At 61.0% G+C, this 16,625-nt stretch carries 11 protein-coding genes; 10 read left to right on the top strand and 1 reads right to left on the bottom strand.

Going from position 1 to position 16,625, the window contains the following annotated elements; translation table 11 throughout:
• The first annotated feature begins 20 nt into the window (after positions 1-20).
• Complete coding sequence (locus tag JJE66_RS27740) at positions 21-482, top strand: helix-turn-helix domain-containing protein (RefSeq protein WP_200517629.1); 462 nt, start codon at positions 21-23, stop codon at positions 480-482.
• On the opposite strand, the gene JJE66_RS27735 is transcribed toward JJE66_RS27740, so the two are convergent.
• Positions 479-1,864, bottom strand: coding sequence for a sensor histidine kinase (locus JJE66_RS27735; RefSeq protein ID WP_246756555.1), 1,386 nt, complete (start codon positions 1,862-1,864; stop codon positions 479-481). The two genes, JJE66_RS27740 and JJE66_RS27735, sit on opposite strands and share 4 nt — an antisense overlap.
• A 364-nt stretch (positions 1,865-2,228) precedes the next feature.
• Between JJE66_RS27735 and JJE66_RS27730 the strand changes: the two genes are divergently transcribed.
• The 9 genes from JJE66_RS27730 (at position 2,229) to JJE66_RS27690 (ending at position 16,560) form a co-directional block, all read left to right on the top strand.
• Positions 2,229-3,041 carry an acetoacetate decarboxylase family protein gene (locus JJE66_RS27730; RefSeq protein ID WP_200517627.1) on the top strand — a complete coding sequence of 271 codons (813 nt, stop codon included), beginning with the start codon at positions 2,229-2,231 and terminating at the stop codon, positions 3,039-3,041.
• 128 nt (positions 3,042-3,169) lie between these two features.
• A complete protein-coding gene (locus tag JJE66_RS27725) occupies positions 3,170-3,973 on the top strand; it encodes an acetoacetate decarboxylase family protein (protein ID WP_200517626.1) in 804 nt (267 codons plus the stop codon).
• Between the two features lie 76 nt (positions 3,974-4,049).
• Entirely contained in the window at positions 4,050-5,771 is a 1,722-nt protein-coding gene (poxB, locus tag JJE66_RS27720; RefSeq protein WP_200517625.1) for a ubiquinone-dependent pyruvate dehydrogenase, read from the top strand.
• Between the two features lie 20 nt (positions 5,772-5,791).
• Complete coding sequence (locus tag JJE66_RS27715) at positions 5,792-7,201, top strand: cytochrome ubiquinol oxidase subunit I (protein WP_200517624.1); 1,410 nt, start codon at positions 5,792-5,794, stop codon at positions 7,199-7,201.
• Complete coding sequence (cydB, locus tag JJE66_RS27710) at positions 7,198-8,178, top strand: cytochrome d ubiquinol oxidase subunit II (protein ID WP_200517623.1); 981 nt, start codon at positions 7,198-7,200, stop codon at positions 8,176-8,178. The genes JJE66_RS27715 and cydB overlap by 4 nt, the downstream gene beginning before the upstream one ends.
• Positions 8,179-8,250: 72 nt before the next feature.
• Positions 8,251-8,985: an AraC family transcriptional regulator gene (locus tag JJE66_RS27705; protein ID WP_200517622.1), complete on the top strand. Its 735-nt coding sequence runs from the start codon at positions 8,251-8,253 to the stop codon at positions 8,983-8,985.
• Positions 8,986-9,025: 40 nt separating this feature from the next.
• On the top strand, positions 9,026-11,875 hold the full coding sequence (locus JJE66_RS27700; RefSeq protein WP_283818521.1) for a winged helix-turn-helix domain-containing protein: 2,850 nt from the start codon (positions 9,026-9,028) through the stop codon (positions 11,873-11,875).
• A 102-nt stretch (positions 11,876-11,977) separates the two neighbouring features.
• Entirely contained in the window at positions 11,978-14,839 is a 2,862-nt protein-coding gene (locus JJE66_RS27695) for a winged helix-turn-helix domain-containing protein (RefSeq protein ID WP_200517620.1), read from the top strand.
• 182 nt (positions 14,840-15,021) lie between these two features.
• Complete coding sequence (locus JJE66_RS27690; protein ID WP_200517619.1) at positions 15,022-16,560, top strand: winged helix-turn-helix domain-containing protein; 1,539 nt, start codon at positions 15,022-15,024, stop codon at positions 16,558-16,560.
• Positions 16,561-16,625: the final 65 nt, after the last annotated feature.

Below are 16,625 nucleotides of genomic sequence, written 5' to 3'. Positions count from 1 at the left end.
ACTGATCAAGGAGGACCACAATGTTCAGGGATGTGAACGAATGCGACCACAACGGTTCGATGGAGGCGCTTCAGCCGATCCTTGCCCAGCTCAACACTGGTTCACCGCCGTCCGGTCTTCCCAGTCCCAGTCAGTCCGGCGGAGTTGCCCGCGGCGGGTTGCCCCCGAGAGCGCTGCGTCGGATTCGCGAACATATTGATGGTAATATCGATCGGCGGATCAGCGTTGAACTGCTTGCAAGCCTCGCGAATCTGTCCGTCTGCTACTTCGTTCGCGCCTTCAAGAAGTCCGTCGGCGTCACTCCACATGACTATTTGATTCGCCGCCGGGTCGAGCGAACCATGCAGTTGCTGTCGGGCACCGACATGCCGCTCTCGCAGATCGCGTTGGAGGCGGGCTTTGCCGATCAAAGCCACTTTTCGCGACGTTTTCGTCAACATGTCGGAATGTCGCCGCGCCACTATCGCTGGCTGCGCCCCTAGAGTGGCACGGGAAGTTTGATCGTGAACAAAGCGCCCGAACGCTCGCCCGATGTGGCTACGATCGATCCGCCGTGACTCTCGACAATGGTGCGGCAGATCGACAGTCCCATGCCCATTCCATCGGCCTTCGTCGTATAGAAGGCCGTGAACAGCTTCTTGGCGCTTTCCGGACCGAGCCCCGCACCCGTATCCGCGATCTCTAGAATTGCTGATCGCGGCTGCGAACCGTCAGACGAGACCTTCGAGCCGATAGACAGCAACTTCGGACGGTCCTCGACCTCGGACATCGCTTGAACTGCGTTGACGATCAAATTGATCACGACCTGCGCCAGCTGGATCCGATCGCCCATCACGGTCGGAGTTTGGGCCTGAAGATCGAGTTTGAGCGTGATGTTGTTGTTGAGCAGCTCGCGCTCGACCAGCGGAATCACGTCGGCGACGACGTCGTTGAGAGTGAGGGCAGTGTGAGACGGATTGGTCTTGCGTGCCATCGCGCGCAATCGGGCTATGACATCGTTGGCGCGACGGCTGTTGCCGATCATCCGCTCGACGGCGACGCGCACCTCTACAAGATCAGGTTCGTCCCGCAGCAGCCATCTTAGACAGGCTTCACCATTGGTCACGACCGCCGCGAGCGGCTGGTTGACCTCGTGGGCGATGGAGGCGGTGAGTTCGCCAAGGGCCGTGACGCGGGCGACATGCTCGAGCTGGCTCCGGGCCTGATGCAGCGCATCTTCGGCCTGCTTCTGCTCCGTGACGTCGCTGCTCGTTTCCATGATCGCGAGCAGACGGCCGCGTTCGTCGCGTTGCACCGACCATCGGCTGGCGACGACGACCTCGCTGCCGTCGCGCCTTGTGTGGACAAGCTCTCCCTGCCAACGGTCCGGATCGTCGCGCGGCTCTGCCGCGCCGGTCGAAGGCGGATGCCTGGTCTGCAGGAGGGCGTCAGCGTTTCTCCGAAGGGCCTCTTTGCGGGCCCAGCCGTAAAGCTCTTCAGCACCGAGGTTCCAGTAGGTAATGGCGTTGTTCCGGTCGCGCACAAAGATGGCGTCGTGGGTGAGATCCAGCAACGCCGCCTGGGCGCTCAGGTTTTCAGCGGCGCCCCGATTTCGCAACGCGGAGAGGGTGGCGATTCCGATTGCACAAAGACTGACCAGAATGCGCAGTGCAGGTCCGCTTTCGAGCGCATCCCCGTGAACGATCGCATAGCTCACCAATGTCTGTGCGATGCAGACGCTGCACACTATCAAGATTCCGCGTTGATCGACAAAGGTCGCCGACGCGATCACCACGACCGCATAAAGCACTGCGATCTCGACGTCGAGCGGCGCGAATGTATCGATCGCAAAGATGACAGCCGCCCCGAGCAGCGTCAGCATCATCTGCAGGTTTGTCGGTCCCGTCTTTGCACGAGGCAGGCGCTGCGACGTCATTGACCCTGGCGCACCCAGACGATTGCTTCTTTCGTGGGGTAGCATCCCCGGTCCTGATTCCTAGTCCTGATCCTTTAGCGGATCTTCCTGATAGCGGATCTTCCTGACGCGTTAGCATAGTGGACGTGCGGGGCCGCAGCTTGTCTGAACGCGCTTCGACTTGAATGTAAGTGCGGACGGCCGTGCGTCATTTGACAGCGGTCCCGGAAGAAGCGCAGGAACGGCCAAGTGATCGCATGATCCTTCAAGAGGTGAGTTGCACAGGCGCCTTAGGCTGGCACAGAACGCGTTTTTGGCTGGGAAGGATCTTGAGATGCTGAAGGGCTTTACGGTCCCCCGGACGCCGCGGGGAGCGGCGGCCCTGGCGCCTTCGCCGCCGTGGCATTTCGCAGGAGATGTCCTGGCGGTCGAGTTCTGGAACGATGCCGATGCTGCGGCAGACTTCCTGCCCAGCGGCATCGAGCTTCACGCCAGCCGTGCCGGCCGTTCGGTCGCGCTCTTCGTTGACTGCCAATTCACCGCGCAAGGTGACGAGCACCTTGATCCTGCCCGCTATCAGTGCCGCGAGTTCATCGTGCTGCTCGACGCGCTTTGGCAGGGATCGGAAATAGCCTGGTGCCCGTACGCGTTTGCTGATAACGACGCCGTGCTCGCGGTTGGCTGGATCCAGGGCTATCCAAGAAAGATCGGCGTTGTGCGCCAGACGCGAACGTTCGCCGCAGCGGGCGCCGCTTCGGCGGTGCTGGTCGATGGTGCAAGGCTCGCGGCTTCTCTGTCTGCTCACGGACAATTGCTGGCGCAGGGCCGAGTTACGTTACGTAGGAAAGCAGATCATCTAGTTGGATTGCTCGATCGTCCAATTGTCGCACGACGCTATTTTCCCCGGCTTTGTGCCGGCCTTCATCACAAGCCGGCTGTCGACGAGATCGTTCGTTGCAAAATGGACGATCTCCTAACTACGAACGTGTGGATTGGCGACGGCGATCTCGTTTTTCCGGAGGCCCACGGCGAAGAGCTTGAGATGCTGGGCCCGGTCAAAGTCGGTCGTGGATTCCGCTTTTCGTTTTCATGCGCAATTTCCGACACGGAAGTTCTGGCGGACTTGGCGGCTCAAGACTCGCGCTAACGCGCTGGTGCGGGAAACATCGAGAAATCGTCTAAGGCGCAAGAACAGACAATCTGGCGCAAGCCCGTAAAATCAATTGCCGCCTGCTTCGATAGACTTCCTGGCGAACGACAACACAGGAGGTCGACATGCTCAAAGGCTTTACCGTCCCGAAATCGCCATTCGGCCAAGCCGCGCTGAATCCTCCGCCGCCGTGGCATTATTCCAGCGACGTAGTGGGCGTTACGTTCTGGACAGATCCTGAAGCGACGGCAGCGACACTTCCCAGTGGCCTGTCCCCGGACCCGAAGTCGAACGGCCACGCCGTCATGATGTTCCTGGACTGGCAGTTCACTGCGCAGAACGACGAGTTTCTCGATCCCGCACGCTACCAGTACCGCGAGGCATTCGTGCTGCTCGATGCGATGTACGGCGACACGCCGGTGATGTGGTGCCCCTACATCTACGTCGACAATGATGCCGCGCTGGCACGCGGCTGGACACAGGGCTTTCCGAAGAAGCTCGGCAGCATCTTCCAGACCCGCACATTCGCGGCGGCAAGTCGCGCCGCGGCGCCGATCGAGCCGGGCGGACGATTTGGTGCGAGCCTTTCGGCCCACGGCGAGCGCCTGGCTGAAGCCTGCATCACGCTGCGCAAGCCCGTCGAAAACGGATTGTCGCTCCTGACCCGACCGACGGTGCTGTTGCGATATTTCCCGCGGCTCGCGGCGGGACATCAGGACAAGCCGGCTGTCAATGAGCTCGCGATGTCGATCACCGACAATCTGACCGTCGCGGAAGCCTGGGTCGGCGACGCCGAGCTGCGGCTTCCCGAGGTGCACGGCGAGGAACTTCACGCCCTGGCACCGAAACGGATCGAGTCGGGCTTTCGCTACTCGTTGTCCTACTCCGTCACCGACCTGAAGATCCTCGAGGATTACACACGCAAGTAATGCGATCAGACCTTCGGGATGGGCGAAGGGCAAAGTCTTGCGCGAAGCTCGGCTGGGCTGAACAAGGAGAACTGCCGTGAGCAGAACTGCATCCGAATATCTCGTCGAAGCGCTTGAAAGAACCGGCGTCAAACGCGTCTACGGCGTGGTCGGGGATTCCTTGAACGGTTTCTCAGACGCGTTGCGGAGGCGAAAGTCGATCGCCTGGATTCATATGCGCCATGAGGAGGCCGCCGCGTTTGCGGCCGGAGCCGAAGCGCATCTCACCGGAAATCTCGCCGTCTGTGCCGGCAGCTGCGGTCCCGGAAATTTGCATTTGATCAACGGCCTGTTTGACTGTCAGCGCAACGGCGTGCCGGTCCTGGCGATCGCTTCGCACATCCCCAGCAGCGAGATCGGAATCGACTACTTTCAGGCGACTCATCCGGAGAGCCTGTTCAAGGAGTGTAGCCACTATGTCGAGCTGGTCTCAAGCGCCAATCAGCTTCCCCAGATCCTCAAGCGCGCGATCCGGATCGCGGTCGCCAAGCGCGGTGTTGCGGTGGTCGTTCTGCCGGGCGACGTGGCGCTGACAAAAATCGACGCCGACGTTCCGGAGTGGCTGGTGCCCGCTGCGCCTGTTGTGCAGCCGAGTGCGTCCGATGTCAGGGAGCTGGCAAGCTTCCTCAACGGTTCGTCGCGGGTGACGCTGTTCTGCGGCGCGGGTTGCGCCGGCGCTCACGCGGAGGTCGTCGAGCTGGCGCGCCGGCTGAAGGCGCCGATCGTGCACGCGTTCCGGGGGAAGGAGCACATCGAGTACGATAACCCCTACGACGTCGGGATGACCGGTCTTGTCGGCTTTGCCTCAGGCTATGCGGCGATGAAGAACTGCGACGCGCTGCTCATGCTGGGGACGGACTTTCCCTATCGGGCGTTCTACCCGGAGCACGCCAAGATTGCGCAAGTGGACATCCGTCCGGAAGCGCTCGGCAATCGATGTTCGCTTCATCTGGGGTTGCTCGGAACCGTCAAGGATACCTTGGCTGCCGTGCTTCCGGCGATCAAGGAGAAGACGGACTCCAGCCATCTCAACGATGCGCTGATCGACTACAAGAAGGCGCGCAAGGATCTCGACGCCCTGGCGGAGAGCGGTCCTAGCAGCACCGTCATTCATCCCCAATATGTCACGCGGCTGGTCAGCGAGCTCGCGGCCGACGACGCCATATTCACCTGTGACGTCGGTACGCCGATCATCTGGACCGCGCGCTATCTCAAGGTCAACGGCCAGCGGCGGATCATCGGTTCGTTCAACCACGGATCGATGGCCAATGCGATGCTGCAGGCGATCGGTGCCCAGGTGACGTATCCCAACCGCCAGGTCATCTCGATGTCGGGCGACGGCGGTTTCAGCATGATGATGGGTGACTTCATCACCCTGACCCAGATGGGACTGCCGGTGAAGGTCATCGTTCTCAACAACGGCACGCTCGGCTTTGTCGAGATGGAGATGAAGGCCAGCGGCTTCCTGGATACAGGTTGCGACCTCAAGAACCCGAATTTTGCGCTGATGGCGGAAGCGGTAGGTGTTCGCGGCATCCGGGTCGAGAAGCCGCAGGAACTGAAGAGCGCCATCGAGATCGCGTTGGCGCATCCGGGCCCGGTGCTGGTCGATGTGGTGAGCGCGCGCCAGGAACTCGCCATGCCGCCCAAGACGACCGCCGATCAGGCCCTTCATTTCGGCATGTTCATGATGAAGGCGGTCCTGGACGGCCGCGCATCGCAGTTGATCGACCTGACGAAGGTCAATTTGGCACGTTGAGTGCGATTAGGAGAGCAATCATGATGTGGACCGCGCTTCTGTTATCTCGCGTGCAGTTCGCCTTCACGGTGTCGTTTCACATCATATTTCCATCGTTCACAATCGGGGTTGCCGCCTGGCTCACGATGCTTGAGGCGTTTCACCTGATCAGCGGCAAGCCCGTGTATCGGCGCCTGTTCGATTTTTGGCTCAAGATATTCGGCGTGACGTTCGGATTGGGGGTCGTCTCGGGGATCGTGCTGGCGTTCGAGTTCGGCATGAACTGGAGCCGGCTGTCGGAGGTGACCGGGCCGATCCAGGGACCTCTGCTGACCTATGAAAGCTTCACCGCGTTTGCGCTGGAAGCGTCATTCTTCGGCGTCCTGCTGTTCGGAAGGAGCAGGGTGACGCCGGCGGTCTATCTGCTTTCCACCATGATGGTCGCGCTTGGGACGACGTTCAGCGCGTTCTGGATCATGGTGAACAACAGCTGGATGCAGGCGCCAGTCGGTTATGCCGTCGAGAACGGCATCTTCGTCCCGACTAATTGGAAAGCCATCATCTTCAGCCCGGTGGTGTGGGTCCGATTTCCGCACATGTTGGTCGCCGCCTATCTGACCGGGGCGTTTTGCGTGGCTGCGACCGGAGCCTGGTACATGTTGCGCGGCATCTATGCGGCGGAAGCTCGCGTGATGCTACGGATGGGTTTGTTCCTGGCCGCGCTCCTGATCCCGGTTCAGCTGTTTGTCGGACATTTGAATGGCGACTACGTCCACGATCGACAGCCCGCCAAGTTTGCGGCGATCGAGGGCCGCTGGCATGATGAGCAGCCGGCGAGCGAGGTGCTGATCGCAATCCCCGACGAGTCCACTGAGACCAATCGTATCGAGCTCAAGATTCCCTATCTTGGCAGCCTGATCGCATCGATGCGTCTCGACTCGAAAGAGGTCGGCCTGACGAGCTTTGCCCCGCAGGACCGCCCGCCCGTCGCGATTCCGTTCTTCGCCTTCAGGATCATGGTCGGATGCGGCCTGTTGATGATGGCACTGGCCTGGCTCGGCTCGCTCTACCTCCTGTTCGAGCGCAAGCCCGGGCAGCGGCTGCTGCTGTGGGCGACCTTTCTGAGCTTCCCGCTTCCGTTCGTCGCGACATTGACGGGCTGGTTCACCGCTGAGGTCGGTCGCCAGCCGTGGAGCGTGTACGGCGCGCTGCGTACGGCCGACGCCGTCACCCCAACGCTGAGCGTTCAGGCGGTGACCGTATCCCTGATCATCTTCGCGGTGGTCTACGTCGTCATATTCAGTTTTGGAACGCTCTACGTGTATCGCCTCCTGAAGGCCGGCCCCGTCGAGTCCAAGCCGATCCTCCCGCTCAATCCAAAACGTCCGCTCGGGGTCATCGGTGGCGACAATCCAGTCGCGAAGACTACCCAGGAAGGAGCCTTGCTATGATCCTGTTCTGGGCCGGCCTGCTCGCGGTCACCACATCGCTCTATGTCCTGCTGGATGGCTTTGACCTCGGCGTCGGCATCCTGTTCGCCTTCGCCGATGAACCTAATCGGCGCAAGATGCTCAGCGCGATCTCGCCGGTATGGGACGGAAATGAAACCTGGCTGGTGCTGACCGGGACGATCCTGTTCGGAGCGTTCCCCGCCGCTTACGCGGCACTGCTGTCGACCTTCTATCTGGCCCTTGTGCTGATGTTATGCGCGCTGATCTTGCGCGGCGTCGCATTCGAGTTTCGCTACAAAGCGCGCGGATTCCGCTGGTTCTGGGATCTTGGCTTTGCCGGCGGTTCGCTGGTTGCGACGTTCGTACAGGGCATGACGATCGGTGCGCTCGTCGAAGGGCTTCCGATGGAGAACGGTCACTATGTTGGCGGCGCGCTGGGATGGCTCAGCCCATTCGCGGTCTTGTGCGGGGTAGGTCTCGTGCTCGGGTACAGTCTTCTCGGCGCAGGCTGGCTGGTGCGCAAATGCGAGGACCCGATCCGGGCGTTTGCGTACCGCATGCTGCCGATCCTGACCGTCGGCGTGCTCGTCTTCCTCGCATGCGCGTTCGTCGCATCGCTCGTGATGCATCTCGAACTAATGCAACGGTGGCTCGAGCGTCCCTATCTACTGGTCTTTCCCCTCGTCGGAGCAGTTGCAACCTGGGGACTGTTAAGGAGTGTCAAGCAACGGGATGATTTCGGGCCTTTCAGATTCTCTGCCCTTATCTTCATGGCGGCCTTCGGCACGCTGGCCGTTTCGTTCTGGCCGTTCATGATTCCGTTTGTACTCACGGTCGAGCAGGCCGCATCGCCACCTTCGAGCTTGGCATTCATGTTCTGGGGCGCCGGCCTCTTCGTCATGCCGCTCACACTGATCTACACCACGATGGTCTATCGACTTTTCCGCGGAAAGGTCGTCGAGGTACATTACGACTAGCAACCGCGCCGGCCGCCTTCCGTCCTGGACCGACGACGGACGTTGGCTCCCCATTGCCGGTGACAAAATGGCTTGAATGTCAGTGTTGCTTCCTCTTTCCAGCGACGTAAATTATTGATTATAAACGATTTTTTATTCTCTGGCATTTACCCAAGCATTGGGCAACTGCTCAAAATTAACAGTTCAGAACGCTACTTAACAAGCCAAGCGCCGCCGTTTGGACCATTCTCGACGAGGGCAGGGCGATTTGAAATGTCGAGGTTGGATATGGATGGGCCTGAAGCGATCACAAAGTCTTCGCCACCCGGCCTTCAGTTCGGCTATCTGGCGAGCAGCCTCGCCCAACTGGTCGAACTGGCGCGGCGAGATCTCGAACATGACCGGGAAGCGGCAAGGGCGTCGTTGGCGACCGCCTCGACGATCCTGCGCTCGGAGATCGAGCGTCTTTCGGGCACCACGAATTCCAGAGCGTTGGGACTCGCCGGTTGGCAAATCATGCGCGTCCGAAGCTTCATCGACAAGAATCTGCATCGCACGATTCACACCCAGGATCTCAGCGCCGTCGCGCGTCGAAGCCCGGCCCATTTCTCGCGGTCGTTCAAGTTGACGTTTGGAGAGCCGCCGCATGCCTACGTCGTAAGAAGGCGGCTCGAGAAAGCCTGTCACTTGATGCTGACTAGCTCGGCCTCCTTGAGTGAAATAGCCCTGAGCGTCGGGTTTTCCGATCAGGCCCATCTGTGCAGGCTGTTCAGGCAGGCGTTTGGACAAAGCCCCGCGAGCTGGCGACGCGAACGCGAGATCCAATAGCGCGGTCTAGCGAAGAATTGGAAGGGATGGCAGAGATCCGATGAACAGTCAGAGTGGCAATCTCCTGAGCTTTGGTCCCTATGAGCTGTCTGTTCGGAACCGGCTCCTGACCCAAGGAACGCGGCTCGTGCCGCTTGGTGCGCGTGCAATGGATCTGCTCATCGCCTTGGTCGAACAGAGCAACAAGGTCGTCAGCAGAAGGACCCTGATTGAGCGTGTCTGGGGAGATCGCGGCGCCGACCAGGTCAGCCTTCGCGTGCACATTTCGGCTCTTCGCAAGGCGTTGGCTCAAGGTGATCCCAACCGGCGGTACATCGCGAACGTGCCCGGTCGGGGCTACAGCTTCATCGTGCCGATCTCTTCGCCTGCCACTTCGACGTCGGAGGCCAATCTGGCGTCCAGATCCTGGCTGCCGGCGCGTCTGACGCGCATGGTTGGTCGCTACGACGTTGTTGCCGCGATCCGCGCCAAGCTCACATCGCAACGGTTCGTCACCATTGTCGGGCCAGGCGGCATGGGCAAGACGACCGTCGCCGTTGCCATCGCTCACGACATGCGCTCGGATTTCGACGGTCAGGTTCGCTTCATCGATCTGAGCTCGCTTGGTGACGCCACGCTCATCGTTCCCGCGGTGGCGACATTGTTCGGTCTGCCAGTGCAGACGGACGATGTCGTGCCTACGCTCGTCAAGCGCCTGCGGGAAGCTCCCGCGCTTCTTGTCCTCGATGGTTGCGAACATCTCATCGAAGGAGCGGCGGCCCTGGCGGAAGAGCTCTATTGCCAGGTGCCGACGCTCCGCTTGCTCGCCACCAGCCGGGAGGCGATGCGGGTCGAGGGTGAGAGTGTCCACGAACTCGCGGCCCTTGCATGCCCTCCGGACGACGAGAGGATGTCTGCCTCGCGTGCTCTGGAATATCCCGCTGTGCAGTTGCTCGTGGATCGCGTGCGGGCCGCCCAGGCCCATTTCGAGTTCGCTGATGCGGACGCGCCGATTGCCGCCGCGATCTGTCGACGACTGGATGGGATCGCCTTGGCGATCGAGCTCGCAGCCGGCAGGGTCGACATCTATGGCCTGAGCAAGACCGCAAGCCTCCTCGATGAGCGTCTCAATCTGTCATGGGCAGGACGCCGCACGGCCATGCCGCGACATCAAACCCTGAATGCCACCCTGGAATGGAGCTACGATCTCCTCGGTGAGATGGAAAAGTTGGTCCTGCGCCGACTCAGCGTGTTCGCCAGCGGATTCACCTTCGAGGCCGCCGTCGCTGTTGTCGCCGATGAAAAGGCTGTTGAGGCAAAGGTTTCGGATTGCATCTGGGAGCTGCGCTCGAAATCCATGATTGCCGCCGACGGGCAGGACTCGCGCCTTCGATTACTCGACACGACCCGCGTCTTTGCCGGCCGACGATTGGCAGAGAGTGAAGAACATCGCTCGTTGCGCCGTCGTCACGCTCTCTATTTCAGCGATTTGTTCAAGCAGGGCGCATCGAGCGACGCCTCGGGCTGGCCAAGGAGGCTGCGTGTCGAGGTCGGCAACCTGAGGGCAGCCTTGACCTGGGCCTTCTCCGACGAGGGAGAGGCTAACACCGGAGTGGAGCTCGCTTCGGCATCTGCAAGCACCTGGATGGGAATGGCCCTGCTGACGGAATGCCGGGAATGGATGGCGAAGGCGGCGGACCGTCTCGACGGCGCAAGCTCGGGCACCCGACAAGAAATGATCATCCAGTCCGCGCTGGCAAGTTGCACGATGTTCACCGGCGGCATGACCGAGGAGTCCTACGCGTCTTGGGACAAGACGCGCGGTCTTGCCGCGAGGCTTGGCGATTCCGAGCATCAACTGGTGTCCCTGCTCGTTCTATGGGCCCACCGAATCCGGCTTCCACGATATGCCGAGGCGGTTCAGCTCGCGGAGAGTTGCGGCCGGCTCGCCGAGAAGATCGGCGATCGCGGGGCGATCGCAATGGCCAACTACATGCGCGGCATCAGCTATCATCACACCGGCCGGATATTGCAGGCCGAAGGCTGTCTCGAACTTTCGCTACACCAGGATGACGAAGCATCACGGCAGGCGCTGATCAAGCGGTTCGGGTATGATCGCAAGGTCGACGCGCTGATGATCCTGTCGAATGCGGTTTGGTTGCTCGGCTCTCCGGATCATGCGCGGCGCTTGTTCCAGATGTCACTCGCCGAGGCGCGGCAACTGGATCAGGCCGTGCCGCTGTGTGTAGCGCTTGCGGGAGCAAGCTTCGACGCATATCTGGTCGGCCCCGACGACGAGGAGACTGTGCTGCGTGCCCACGAACTCGTCGATCACGCGGCAAAACATGGCGTGGAGAGCTATCATGGCTTCGGCCTTTGCGTTCAGGCGCTGGTGAGAGGCAGGCGAGGAGACGCGGACAAGGCCACGGCGCTGCTCTATTCCGGATTGGAAAAGCTGTCCGCCGCCCGCTACGGCGTTTTCCATGCGATCATGCAGGCAGAATTCGCGCTATCTCTCGCCGTTGTCGGTCGTGTGGGACAGGCGATCAAAGTCTTCGAACGCGCGAAGATCGACCTCGATGATGAACACCAGATACACGCTCCCGAATTGCTCCGTATCAGGGGGGAGCTGGCTCTGGTGAACAACGAAGGACTGTCCGCTGGCAGGCACTATTTTCTTCGGGCGATCGACCTGTCGGAAAGGCAAGGGAGCCTGTCCTGGACTCTGCGGGCAGCAACCAGTCTCGCTATGGCCGAGCGGTCGGATGTGAAACGAGAGGGCGCGTTGGAGACGTTGCGAAGCGCCTACGCGAAATTTCGTGGGGGAGCGGATACGTTCGACTTGCAGCTCGCCGCCCGGGTTCTGGACGGCACATATTGGCACGATCGCGTGATCAGAGCCGTGCCCTGACGGCCCTGCACCAGCCGACGTTCCACTTGACCCTTGATCCGGCTGGTAGAATTATGCCAGATCGAGGCCGGGCCGGTTAGCGGCGCCTTCGCGGAGCCAGTCATGCCGGTAGAGCGTAGTGGCTCACCGATCACACCCAAACTGCTCTTTGGTCCGTTCGAGCTGAATGTCGCCGAACGCTCTCTCAGGAAGGCTGAGGAGGTCGTTCCGCTCGGTGGACGCGCTTTCGACATCCTCCTGGCTCTCGTCGATCGCGCCGGCGAGGTCGTTACCAAGGGCGAACTGATTGCCAAGGCTTGGCCCGATGTCACGGTCGAGGAGGGCAGCCTTCGTGTCCACTTGTCGGCCCTGCGCAAGGCGCTCGCTGATGGACAATTTGGCAACAAATACATTTCAAATGTGCAGGGCCGAGGCTATTGCTTCGTGGCGCCCGTAGCGCGGCAAACCGAAAAGCGGGATAGTGCGCCCACGAGTGCCGGGCTGTCCAATCTGCCGGCCGCCCTCAGCCGGATGGTCGGTCGGGATGGTGTGGTCAGCGAGATTCGCGACGGACTGCGGACGGAGCGGCTGATCACGATTCTGGGGACCGGCGGCATCGGCAAGACCACGGTCGCTGTTGCCGTTGGGCACGCTGCGTTGGCGGATCATCCCGACACCGTTTTTTTTGTCGATCTTTCGGCATCGAGAGACGGCGCTCAGGTCTTCGCGGCCGTCATCGCCGCGCTTGGCCTCGATCCCCGGTTCGACGATCCGGAGGAGGCGCTGCCCAAGCTTTTGCGTTCCCGAGAGGCGATCCTCATTCTCGACGGTTGCGAGCATCTCGTCGACAAAGCTGCGCAGCTTGCCGATTGCGTTCTTCGCCACGCGCCGAATATTCATGTGCTTGCGACCAGCCGGGAAGCGCTGCAGGTGATCGGTGAACGTGTCGTGCGCCTTGATCCACTGGACTGTCCACCGGAGCAGCTAGACAAGACCGCGGCACGAGTTCTTTCCTATCCGGCCGCACAATTGTTTGCGGAGCGCATGAGTGCGCGGGGCAGCGCCCTTTCACTCAGTGACGCTGATGCGGCGATCGTCGCCGAGATCTGCCGCAAACTCGACGGGATTGCGCTGGCAATCGAGCTGGCTGCCGGACGAGCGACAACCTTCGGCGTACGGGACACGTTGGCGAGGCTTGGCTCGCGCCTTGACCTCCTCAAGTTCGGTCGGCGCACGGCAAATGCGCGGCATCAAACGCTGCGGGCCACCCTCGACTGGAGCCACGAGCTGCTTGCGGAGGTTGAGCGCATTGTCTTGCGCCGCGTCGGGATCCTTGTGGGATACTTCACGCTCGATGCCGCAATTGCCGTGGCAGAGGAGCCGAACATCGATCGGTCATCGGTCGCAGTCGCAGTGAAAACTCTCGCCGACAAATCGCTGATCGCCGTTCGAGCCGATGCTTCCCGAACGTCCTACCGACTGCTCGATACGACGCGGACATACGCGCTGGAGAAGTTGGCCGCCAGCGGCGAGCATGATGCCATTGCGACGCGCCACGCCGACCTGTTGATCCGGTTGTTGGAAGCCAACAGCGCCGATCGTTTTGACTTGAGAACCCCGGAGTCCACGGAAGGGATTGTCCGGGACTGCCTCTCAAACGTCCGGGCAGCTCTCGAATGGACCTTCGGTCCAAACGGAAATGATGGCGTGGCATCAGGTCTCGCGGCCGCCGCCGCGCAATTATTTCTTGCCATGTCGCTGCTGCCCGAATGCCGGCACTGGATGGAGCGGGCGATCGATCGGATGGCCGCGGATTGCGATCCACGTCAGCGGATGGAAATCCACGCCGCGCTTGCCTTGTCGCTGATGTTTACTGAAGGAAACAGCGAGCGGGTCCGCGATGCATTCGAGACCGCGCTGAGGCTCGCCGAACAGAGCGAGGACGTCTATCAGCAGATGCGTCTGCTGAGTGGGTTGTCGATGTATTTTCACCGCATCACCGATGCTGCCGGAAGCCTTGAACTTGCGCGTCGCAGCGAAGTCGTCGCGCGGAAGACAGGGAGTCCCGAAGACGCGGTCCTTTCCGACTCGATGCTTGGAGCCGCTTACTACATGCTCGGCGATCAATTTCGGGCGCAGCAGCATCTTGAAAGGGCACTGAGCGCTTCGCCGCGCTTCCGTCGCTTCAACGCGACACAGTATCTGTTCGATACGCGGACAACGTCGCTGTTCAATCTTACCAGATCGCACTGGTTCGCGGGCAACCTCGACAGGGCCGCCCGCCATGCGAAAACGACGGTCGAGGAGGCCGAACGATCGGATCATCCGGTCGCGCTATGCCGCGCGCTCATGCTGACCATGCCATTTTACTTTTGGGTCGATGATCTTGAGGAGGTCAAAGGCAGCCTTTCAAGACTCGTGCAGACGGCCGACAAGTACTCGCTAACGCCATTTAGAGCGGTCGCGCTGGGGCTTGAGGGGCGTTACCTGATCCGCACTGGCGAGACCACCGACGGTATTCAGCGTTTGCGAGACGGCTTGGAGAGCCTGGCGCTTCAGCGATACGAAATGCTCGTCACGGATTTCGTCGCTGAGCTGGCGGTGTGCCTGGCAAAACAGAACGAACGCAGAGACGCGTTAAGGCGATTGGACGACTCGATAGCCATTCAGGTTACCTCCAAGAGGCCCCTCCATCTCCCTGCGCTGCTGATAGCCAAAGGCTTGGTACATCTGACCGGAACAATGCCCGATATCCAAGCGGCTGAACAGTGCTTGCAAAAGGCCATGGTTCTAGCCGAGCAACAATCGGCACTCTCGTTCCAGCTGCGGGCGGGAATCGAGCTTGCTCCAATTTGGATTCGCCGTGGCGAAATGCAAAGAGCTGATGATCTGGTCAGACCCATCTACTGTAGTTTCTCCGAGGGGTTCGCAACGCCCGATCTGAGGTCGGCGAGGGACCTGCTCGAACGCACTGCCGCCCGATAACGCACAAGTGAACCGCGGGCCACAAGTACCCTCGCCCTGCGAAGTCCAAATCGGCCACCGGCGTGGCCGGATCGGCCGAATCGAGGCTCGACGGTCTGGCAATACCGCCCACGCGCTGGTACGTTGCGCGGCACAGACGTCGCGCGACCTATCGTGCAATCCGACGTATCGAGCTGAGAGCCATGTCTGGCGGTGCTGTTCATAGGCTGAGTTTCGGTCCGTTTGTACTGTTGCGCGACCGGAGAACGCTGCTGCGCGACGACGTCGCTCTTCCCCTGGGCGATCGGGCGCTTGATCTGCTGATCTACCTTGTTGACCGTCCGGGCGAGGTCATCGCCAAGAAAGAACTCATCGATCACGTTTGGCCGAATGTGACCGTCGAGGAAGGTAGCCTCCGCGTGCATGTCGCCGCAATTCGCAAGGCGCTCAGGGACGGTCAGTTTGGCGACCGCTACATCGCAAACGTCCAGGGCAGGGGATATTCCTTTGTTGGCTCGGTCGTGCGCCGCCATTACGGTGTTACGCTCGATGGAGAAACATCCGAACGCCAGGGTCACTTGCCCACGCGTCCGGCCATGGTGATAGGGCGCGATGCGCTCGTCGGTGAGATCAAGGAGGGGCTACGAGCGGACCGCTTCGCCACTTTGCTCGGTTCTGCCGGTATCGGCAAGACGACCATTGCCGTGGCCGTTGCTCACGCCCTCACCGAGGAGACGAGCGAGGAGGTTTGTTTTGTCGACTTCGCAAGCCTCAACGCCCCCGAGCATATCGTGCCTGCGCTCGGGGCGGCGCTGGGACTTGAGCTAGAATCGGATCGAGAACTGGCCGACCTCGTTCGTACGAGAAAGTTGCTAGTCATTCTCGACAATTGCGAACACCTGATCGACCCGATCGCTGCGATCGCTGAGCAGCTCTATCAGGACGCGGCGCAGGTTCATATCCTGGCGACGAGCCGGGAGTTGCTGAGGATCGAGGGAGAGCGCTGCTATCACGTTCCTCCGCTCGATTGCGGGTTCGAGGATTCCGAGCAAACGGCAGAGGCCGCGCGCCACTGTTCAGCGGTGCGGCTATTCGTGGATCGCCTGACGGTCAAAGGCGGATGTCCTGCTCCGAAAGATCCCGAGATTCTGCTGGCCGCGGAAATCTGTCGAAAGCTCGATGGTGTGCCGCTCGCGATCGAGCTGGCGGCAGAGCAGGCCGCCATGCTCGGTCTCAACAACGCGGCCGTCCGCTTGGCCTCGAGCACGGATCTGTTGCAATTGGATCACCGGACAAATGTCGGGCGACACCGTACGTTGAAGGCGGCACTGGATTGGAGCTTCGATCTGCTGGCGGACACCGAGAAGATTGTCCTTCGGCGCATCGCTCCATTCGTCGGCCATTTTTCATTGGAGGATGCACGGTATGTCGCCGGCGAGAATGATTGGAGCGAGGGACGGTTCCTCGACGCAATGGCAGGGCTCGCTGGAAAGTCACTGATTTCGACGCGGCTTGTGCAGGGGCAGCCGCAATATCGACTGCTGAATGCGACCCGGACCTACGCACTCGAGAAGTTGGAGGACCATGCCGAGGCCGATGCGATCTTCCTTCGGCATTCCCGCTACACGGTCGACAAGATCGAATCGCGACCGCCGCCGTCAGCTTTGACATTGGATCAAGGAACCGTTCTCTGGTTCGATCAACCCGAGCGAGCCAAGTCCAGCAGAAGAGCCGCCGGCTAGGCGAGGCGGATTACCGTCTGCGCAATCGGGTACAAATCCTCGCAATCCCCTACAATCTCGATCCA

It is taken from the genome of Bradyrhizobium diazoefficiens (assembly GCF_016612535.1).
Taxonomy (GTDB): domain Bacteria; phylum Pseudomonadota; class Alphaproteobacteria; order Rhizobiales; family Xanthobacteraceae; genus Bradyrhizobium; species Bradyrhizobium diazoefficiens_C.
This window is presented reverse-complemented; position numbering and strand designations above follow the sequence as displayed.